The following is a 7,590-nucleotide window of genomic DNA, read 5'->3' on the forward strand; positions in this document are numbered from 1 at the left end:
GCGGGATCCCGGTCGACGTCGCCGACGCCCGCCGCGGGCTGTACCACGCGGCGCTGGTGATCGGATCCAACGCGGTGGGCGCCGCCGTGTCGGTCGCGCGCCAGCTCGCGCTGGCCGCCCGCATCCCCGACCCTGCGGCCTTCCTCGAGCCGCTGGTCCGGGTCAGCGTGGAGCACGCCCTCGCCCACGGAGCGCCGGCGCTGACCGGCCCGGTGGTCCGGGGCGATGTCGGCACGCTCCGGCGGCACCTGGCACGCCTGTCCGAGGATGCCCCCGAGCTGGCCGCCGCCTACCGTGCGCTCAACCAGGTCGTGCTCCACCAGGCCCGTCCGGGGCTGGACCCGGACGTGGTGCGCGCCGTCGGCGACGTCCTGGCGGCGGGCGGGGAGGGAAGCTGAGCCGTGGCGCGCACCGCCTACACCTACGACCCGCGCTTCCTGCTGCACGACGCCGGCGTCGACACGATCCGCCTGCCCACCGGACAGCTCCTCGACCCCGAACCCCGATCGGCTAGCGTGCGCATCACCCGCCGCACCGCCCAGCTCGTGGCCAACTCCGGCCTGCTCAACGACCTGGTCCAGCTCCCCGCCCGCGCAGCGACCAGCGAGGAGCTGCGGCTGGTGCACACCGACCGCTACGTCGCACGGGTCCGTCAGCTCGCCGCCGCTGGCGGCGGCGGCCTGGACGCAGGGTTGCGGATCGCGCACGGCACCTGGGACGCGGCGGTGCTGGCGGCCGGGACCGCGGTGGCGCTCACCGACGCGGTGCTGGATGGCATCGTCGTGCGCGCGTTCGGACTCCTGCGGCCACCGGGCCACCACGCCGGATGCGACCGCGGCGGAGGCGACAGCGTGTTCAACAACGCCGCGCTCGCCGCGGCACACGCCCGCAGCACGCGCGCACTCGGCCGGGTGGCGATCGTCGACTGGGACGTCCACCACGGCGCCGGTACCCAGCAGGTGTTCTGGGACGACCCCGACGTGCTGTTCGTGTGCTTGCACCAGGACGGGTGGTTCCCGGCCGGCTTCGGCGACGCCACACAGATCGGCGGCCCGGCGGCGCGGGGCACCACCGTCAACGTGGCGTTGCCGCCCGGGAGCGGCGACCGTGGCTACCTGCGGACCGTCGAGCGCGTTGTCGCGCCCGTCATCCGGCAGTTCGGCCCCGACCTGCTGATCATCTCCGCCGGGCAGGACGCCAACCTCCGCGACCCGCGGGGGCGGATGCTGGTCACCACCCACGGGTTCCGCGACATGACATCGAGCCTGCGCCAGGTCGCCGACGACGTCTGCGAGGGCAGGATCGTGGTCCTGCAGGAGGAGGCGTTCTCCCCCGAGTACTCCCCCTTCTGCACCCTGGCCGTACTCGAGGGGACCGTCGGGGTGCGCACGGAGGTCACCGATCCGTTCCAGGGCGACAGCGAGCTCGCCCAGGCCCGCGCTGAGCTGCGCCGCACGCTCGACGACGCGCTGCAGGCCACGATCGACGCGCTCAGCGATCACTGGGGACTGTGAGACGTGCGGCGGGTCACGACGGTGACGTCCGTCCGCGGCGCGGTGGCCGCCCTCCACCAACGCGGACAGACGATCGGGTTCGTCGCGACCATGGGGGCGCTCCACGCCGGGCACCTGTCGCTGGTCCGCGCTGCCGCCGAGCACACCGACGCCGTGGTCGTGTCGATCTTCGTCAACCCGCTGCAGTTCGGTCCCGGTGAGGACTACCTGTCCTACCCACGCCCCGTCGAACGCGACGAAGCGGCACTTCTCGAGTTGGGGCCGGCGACCCCCTCGGTGCTCTACACCCCGACGGTCGCTGAGATGTACCCGGGATGGCGCCCGGGCACCGACCGCGCCCTCGACACCGCCGTCTCGGTCCGCGACCTGAGCGACCGCCTCGAGGGGGCGTCGCGGCCCGGCCACTTCGACGGGGTCTGCACCGTGGTCACCAAGCTGTTGCACCAGGTCCAGCCGGACGTCGCCGTCTTCGGCCGGAAGGACCACCAGCAGCTGGTGATCATCCGTCGCATGGTCGCTGACCTCGACATCCCCGTGGACGTGGTGGCCGTCCCCACCGTCCGCGAGGCGGACGGCGTCGCGGCGAGCAGCCGCAACGCCTACCTGGAGGTCGCCGACCGGAACGCCGCGAGGTGCCTGTCGAGGGGGCTGGCTGCAGCGGTCGAGGCCGCCCGACGGGCCCGCGATGCCGGCCAGCCACCCGACCCGGACGTGCTGCGGCGAGCGGCGCTCGGTACTATCGCCGCGGAGCCACGCGCCCGTGTGGACTACGTCGCGGTCGTCGACCCCGACACGCTCGTCCCGCCCGACGGGTCAACCCGCGGGACAGGGACCGGCGCCTCCGGACGTGCGCGCGGCCCCGGCACGGGACGTCGCTTGCGGCAGGAACGGTTGCTGGTCGCGGTCGCGGTGCACGTGGGCCCGGCGCGTCTGATCGACAACGTGGTCGTGGGCGACCACGACGACGAGGAGCGACTCGTCGACGCGGTCGGCGGGGCGGCGTCCGCTTGATCGGCCGGTTGGAACCGGGCGCTCCCCAGCGCGTGGAACGACACGGAGGCCACATGCGCCGCTCCCTGATGAAGTCCAAGATCCACCGCGCGACCGTCACGCAGGCCAACCTCGACTACGTCGGCTCGATCACGATCGACGCGGCGCTGATGGCCCGCGCCGACCTGATCGCGCACGAGAAGGTCCAGGTCGTCGACGTCGACAACGGCGCGCGCCTCGAGACGTACGTCATCCCGGACAGGTCCGGGTCGGGGGTGGTCGCGCTGAACGGGCCAGCCGCACGCCTGGTGCACCCGGGTGACCGCGTGATCGTCATCAGCTACGCGGAGTTCGACGAGGCAGAGGCCGTCTCGCACCAACCCACGGTCGTGTTCGTCGACGACGCCAACCGCGTCACCGCGGTCGGGCCCGAGGTCGCCGGTGCGTTGGCGTAGACCCCCCGACGAACCTGACGTGCCGTCACCCGAGCCGGCCGAAGTGGCGGGCGACGACGCCTGGGACCGGGTGGGCGCTCAACCGACCGGCGAGGCCGCCGAGGCCGCGGCTGCCCCGGTGCGGCCCGAACCAGCCGTCGACGTCGATGGCGACGAGACCGCCCGTGGCCTGCGGCGGGTGGTGGTCCGTGCGTTGGCTGAGGACCTCGGGCCCCTCGGGGACCTCACGTCCCAGGCCTGCGTCCCACCGCAGCAGCATGCGACCGCGCGGATCGTGTCGCGCCAACCCGGCGTGGTGGCCGGCGTGGCGGCGATCCGAGAGGTCTACGCGCACGTCGATCCCCGCGTCGAGGTCGAGCTGGACGCCGCCGACGGTGACGCCGTGCAGGCCGGCGACCCGCTCGCAACCGTCCGCGGCCCGCTCCGCGCGATCCTCGCCGGTGAGCGGACCGCCCTGAACATCGTCGGTCACCTGTCGGGTATCGCCACCACCGTCCGCTCCTACGTCGACGCCGTCGCAGGGACCGGCTGCGCCATCCGTGACACGCGCCAGGCGACCCCCGGCCTGCGGCTGCTGGAGAAGGCCGCCGTCCGCGCCGCAGGTGGGACCAACGGACGCATCGGCCTGCACGATGCTCTGCTGGTCAACCAGCACCACATCGCGGCGGCCGGCGGCGTCGGGCCAGCCGCCCGCGCAGCGCTCGAGCGCGCCGGGACCCGGCCCGTGCAGGTCCAGGTCACCGCAGCCGACGAGATCGAACAGGCCATCGTTGCCGGCGCCACCGACCTGCTCCTGCGCGGCCTCACGCCCCACGACGTCCGCGTCGCCGTGGAGGGGATCGCCGGCCGCGCCCGGGTCGAGGTCAGCGGCCCGATCAGCGTCAGCGAGGCCCGCGCCTACGCTGACGCCGGCGTGGACGGCATCGCGGTCGGTCCCCGCACCGGCGCCGGGTGGCTCGACGTCGGGCTGGAGGTGGCGGCGGAGCCGGACGAGGCACCCGTCCCCGGCAGCGACGACGTCGGCGAGGACTGGCTGTTCGGACCGCCTGAGAACGGCTGAGGAAGCGTGCTCCTCGCCGTTGACGTCGGCAACTCCCAGACGGTCGTCGGGGTGTTCAACGGTGTCGAGCTCGCCGAGCAGTGGCGCATCTCGACCGAGACCGTCCGCACCGCCGACGAGGTCGCTCTGATCTTCCAGGGCCTGCTCGCGTTCGCCGACCTGTCGTTCTCTCGCAACGTCCACGGCGTGGTGATCGCCTCGGTCGTGCCGACGGTCACCGAGGCGCTGCGCGAGATGGTCCAACGCTACTTCCTGTTCGAGCCGGTCGTGGTCGAACCCGGCACGCGGACCGGCATCGCCGTCCAGGTCGACAACCCGCGCGAGGTCGGCGCCGACCGCATCGTGAACGCGGTCGCCGCACAGCAGCTCTACGGCGCCCCGTCGGTCGTGGTGGACTTCGGGACGGCGACGTCCTTCGACGTGGTCAGCCGCGACGGCAGGTTCGTCGGCGGGGCGATCGCACCAGGGGTGCAGCTGTCGTTCGAGGCGCTGGTCGCCAAGGCCGCGCGCCTGCCGAAGGTCGAGATCGTCACGCCCCGCAGCGTGATCGGGACCTCGACCGTCGCGGCTCTACAGTCAGGTGTGGTCTACGGCGCCGCCGGTGTGGTCGACGCGATCGTCGCGCGCATCCGCGGAGAGGTCGGTGGGGAGGCCACCACGGTCGCGACCGGCGGGCTCGCCCCCGCCGTGTTGGAGGCGTGCACCAGCATCGATCACCACGATCCATGGCTGACGCTGAAAGGTCTGCGCCTGATCTGGGAGAGGAACACCGCGTGAGCGACCAGCCTGCTGAGGAGTCCCCGCAGGACGAGCGGTCGCGGCTCGACGAACTGATCGCCGCCCGTCGCGCCAAAGCTGCCAGCCTGGCTGAGCGCGGTCACGACCCGCACCCTCCGCGCTTCGCCCCGACCCACACTCTCGCCGCCGTGCGCCAGCGGTGGGGGCACCTGGCGGTCGGTGAGGAGAGCGGGGCGCAGGTCACCGTCGCCGGCCGGCTGGTCGCCAAGCGCGAGATGGGTCGTGTGGCGTTCGGGGTGCTGCGCGAGGACGGCACCGACCTGCAGCTGTTCTGCCACCGTGACGTCCTCGACGAGGACGCCATGACCCTCTTCGAGGAGCTCGACGCCGGCGACTGGTTGGGGGCCGCCGGGGAGGTCGTGGTCACCCGGAAGGGCGAGCTGTCGGTCAGGCCGACCGACCTGGTCCTGCTGTCGAAGAGCCTGCGGCCACTCCCGGAGAAGTGGCACGGCCTCCGCGACGTCGAGCAGCGCTACCGCCAGCGCGAGGTCGATCTGATCGTCAACGACGACAGCCGCCGGGCGTTCGTCGTGCGTTCGGCGGTCGTGGCGGCGCTCCGCGCCGAGCTCGAGGCCCGCGGGTTCGTCGAGGTCGAGACCCCGATGCTGCACCCGATCCCCGGTGGGGCCGCTGCCCGCCCGTTCGTGACGCGCCACAACGCGCTCGGTGTCGACCTGTTCCTGCGGATCGCCCCCGAGCTGTACCTCAAGCGTCTGGTCGCCGGCGGGTTGACCCGCGTGTTCGAGCTGAACCGCAACTTCCGCAACGAGGGGATGAGCCCGCGCCACAACCCCGAGTTCACGATGCTGGAGTGCTACCAGGCGTACGCCGACTACACCGACATGATGGCGCTGACCGAGGCGCTGGTGCAGCGCGCCGCCGAGGAGGCCGTCGGGACCCTGGAGCTCGCGTACCAGGGACGGTCGCTGTCGCTGTCGACGCCGTGGCCGCGGCGGACCGTGCTGGAGCTCGCCGCGGAGGCCAGCGGGGAGGACCTCGACCACCGCATGCCGGTCGAGGACGCGCGCCGTGCGTGCGACCGCCACGGTGTGGCGTGGCAGCCCACTTGGGGCACCGGGAAGCTGATCTTCGAGCTCTACGAGGCCCTGGCGGAGGGCCACCTGTGGGCACCCACCTTCGTCATCGACCACCCGGTCGAGACGTCACCGCTGGCCCGTCGCCACCGCTCCGAGCCCGACGTCGTCGAACGCTTCGAACTGATCGTCGTCGGCCGGGAGCTCGCCAACGCCTTCAGCGAACTGGTGGACGCCGACGACCAGCGCCAGCGCTTCGAAGCGCAGGCCCAGGCGCGCGCCGCCGGCGACGAGGAAGCCATGGTCGTCGACGAGCCGTACCTGGCCGCGCTCGAGCTCGGGCTCCCGCCGACCGGCGGCCTGGGCGTCGGCGTCGATCGGCTGGTCATGCTCCTGGCTGACGTCCCGAGCATCCGTGACGTGATCCTGTTCCCGACGCTGCGCCCCCGAGCCTGATCTTCCTGATCTTCCAGCCTCGGCGGCTGGGAGTCGGTCTGCGGAACCTTGCGGCCCGCCGGTCGTTCTCCCTGTCGCCCCCGACCAGGCGATCTGTCACCGTGCGTTCGACCGTCGCGTTCGTGCTCGCCGCTGTCCTGACCGTCGCCGGCGCTCCCGCGGTCGCCGCGGGCACGACCCCCGATCCGATGCGCGGCCTGCAGTGGGGTCTGGACCAGGTCCGCGCACCGCAAGCCTGGAGCGCCACGAGGGGAGGCGGCGTGGTCGTCGCCGTGGTCGACACCGGCATGGACTTCGGCCACCCGGACCTCGGCGGGAAGGTCGTTGGCGGTGCGACGTTCGCCGGCTGCCCCGACCAGGCAGGCGGCTGCGGGACCGGCCACTGGCTCGACGGGGAGCCCCCGTCACCTCACGAGACCGCAGGCCACGGCACGCACGTTGCAGGCATCGTCGCGGCCGCGACCGGGAACGGACAGGGCATCGCCGCGGTCGCCCCCGACGCCGGGATCCTTTCGGTGAAGGTCCTGCGGGCGGGATCACGCATGGCGACGGGTTCGGACCAGGAGATCGCGGCGGGCGTGCGTTGGGCGGCCAACAACGGAGCGCACGTCATCAACCTCAGCCTCGGCGCTCGCCCGCTGGTCGGGCACTCGACAACGTTGCGCGAGGCGGTCACCGAGGCGGTCGGCCGCGGGGCGGTGGTGGTCGCTGCGGCGGGCAACGACACCCTGCCGCTGTGCGCCGAGCCGGCGTACGACCCGGCGGTGATCTGCGTCGTGGCCACCGACCGTCGCGAGCAGCGTGCCACCTACTCCAGCGGCGGGCTGGACGCCAGTCTGAACGTGGTCGCCGCCCCCGGGGGCGAGCAGCTGCTGTGCAGCGAAGGCATCGTGTCGACGTGGCCGACGGACCTGCCCTCGGGCTGCGGCCCGGACACGGGGTACGAGTACTGGTCCGGGACGTCGATGGCCGCCCCGCACGTGGCCGGTGTCGCCGCGCTGCTGCTGGCTCAAGGGCGTACGCCGCGTGCGGTGGTCGACGTGCTGAAGGCCACCGCCCGCACGCCGGTGACCGGCCAGCGGGGGGTCTACACCCCGGTGTACGGGTACGGGATCGTGGACGCCGCTGCGGCCGTCGCCGTCCCGGTGGGCCGAACGCGGATCGTGGAACGCCACGCCGGACCCGAGCGGATCGCGACCGCGGCGGCCGTGTCGCGCCGGATCCACACCCGGGCGGGCACGGTCGCGGTGGCGCGCGCCGACGTGTACGCCGACGCGCTGGCC

General features: G+C 73.3%; 8 protein-coding genes. All 8 read left to right on the plus strand.

Features of this window, described 5'->3' with window-relative positions; all coding sequences use genetic code 11:
• Positions 1–398, plus strand: a 398-nt coding sequence (locus M3N57_08730; GenBank protein ID MDP9022765.1) for a DUF2520 domain-containing protein, incomplete at its 5' end; no start/stop codon positions are given.
• 3 nt (positions 399–401) lie between these two features.
• Complete coding sequence (locus tag M3N57_08735; protein ID MDP9022766.1) at positions 402–1,514, plus strand: class II histone deacetylase; 1,113 nt, start codon at positions 402–404, stop codon at positions 1,512–1,514.
• A 3-nt stretch (positions 1,515–1,517) separates the two neighbouring features.
• Positions 1,518–2,525 (plus strand): pantoate--beta-alanine ligase, encoded by a 1,008-nt coding sequence (gene panC / locus M3N57_08740; GenBank protein ID MDP9022767.1) that lies wholly within the window; start codon positions 1,518–1,520, stop codon positions 2,523–2,525.
• A gap of 53 nt (positions 2,526–2,578) precedes the next feature.
• The gene (locus M3N57_08745; GenBank protein ID MDP9022768.1) at positions 2,579–2,959 is read left to right on the plus strand and encodes an aspartate 1-decarboxylase; all 381 of its coding nucleotides are present in this window, start codon (positions 2,579–2,581) and stop codon (positions 2,957–2,959) included.
• A gap of 19 nt (positions 2,960–2,978) precedes the next feature.
• Positions 2,979–4,019, plus strand: a complete 1,041-nt coding sequence (gene nadC / locus M3N57_08750) for a carboxylating nicotinate-nucleotide diphosphorylase (protein MDP9022769.1) — start codon at positions 2,979–2,981, stop codon at positions 4,017–4,019.
• Positions 4,020–4,025: 6 nt separating this feature from the next.
• On the plus strand, positions 4,026–4,796 hold the full coding sequence (locus M3N57_08755) for a type III pantothenate kinase (protein ID MDP9022770.1): 771 nt from the start codon (positions 4,026–4,028) through the stop codon (positions 4,794–4,796).
• Positions 4,793–6,307: a lysine--tRNA ligase gene (lysS, locus tag M3N57_08760; GenBank protein MDP9022771.1), complete on the plus strand. Its 1,515-nt coding sequence runs from the start codon at positions 4,793–4,795 to the stop codon at positions 6,305–6,307. The genes M3N57_08755 and lysS overlap by 4 nt, the downstream gene beginning before the upstream one ends.
• A 101-nt stretch (positions 6,308–6,408) precedes the next feature.
• Positions 6,409–7,590, plus strand: a 1,182-nt coding sequence (locus M3N57_08765; protein ID MDP9022772.1) for a S8 family serine peptidase, incomplete at its 3' end; no start/stop codon positions are given.

It is taken from the genome of Actinomycetota bacterium, assembly GCA_030776725.1.
Taxonomy (GTDB): Bacteria; Actinomycetota; Nitriliruptoria; order Nitriliruptorales; family JAHWKO01; genus JAHWKW01.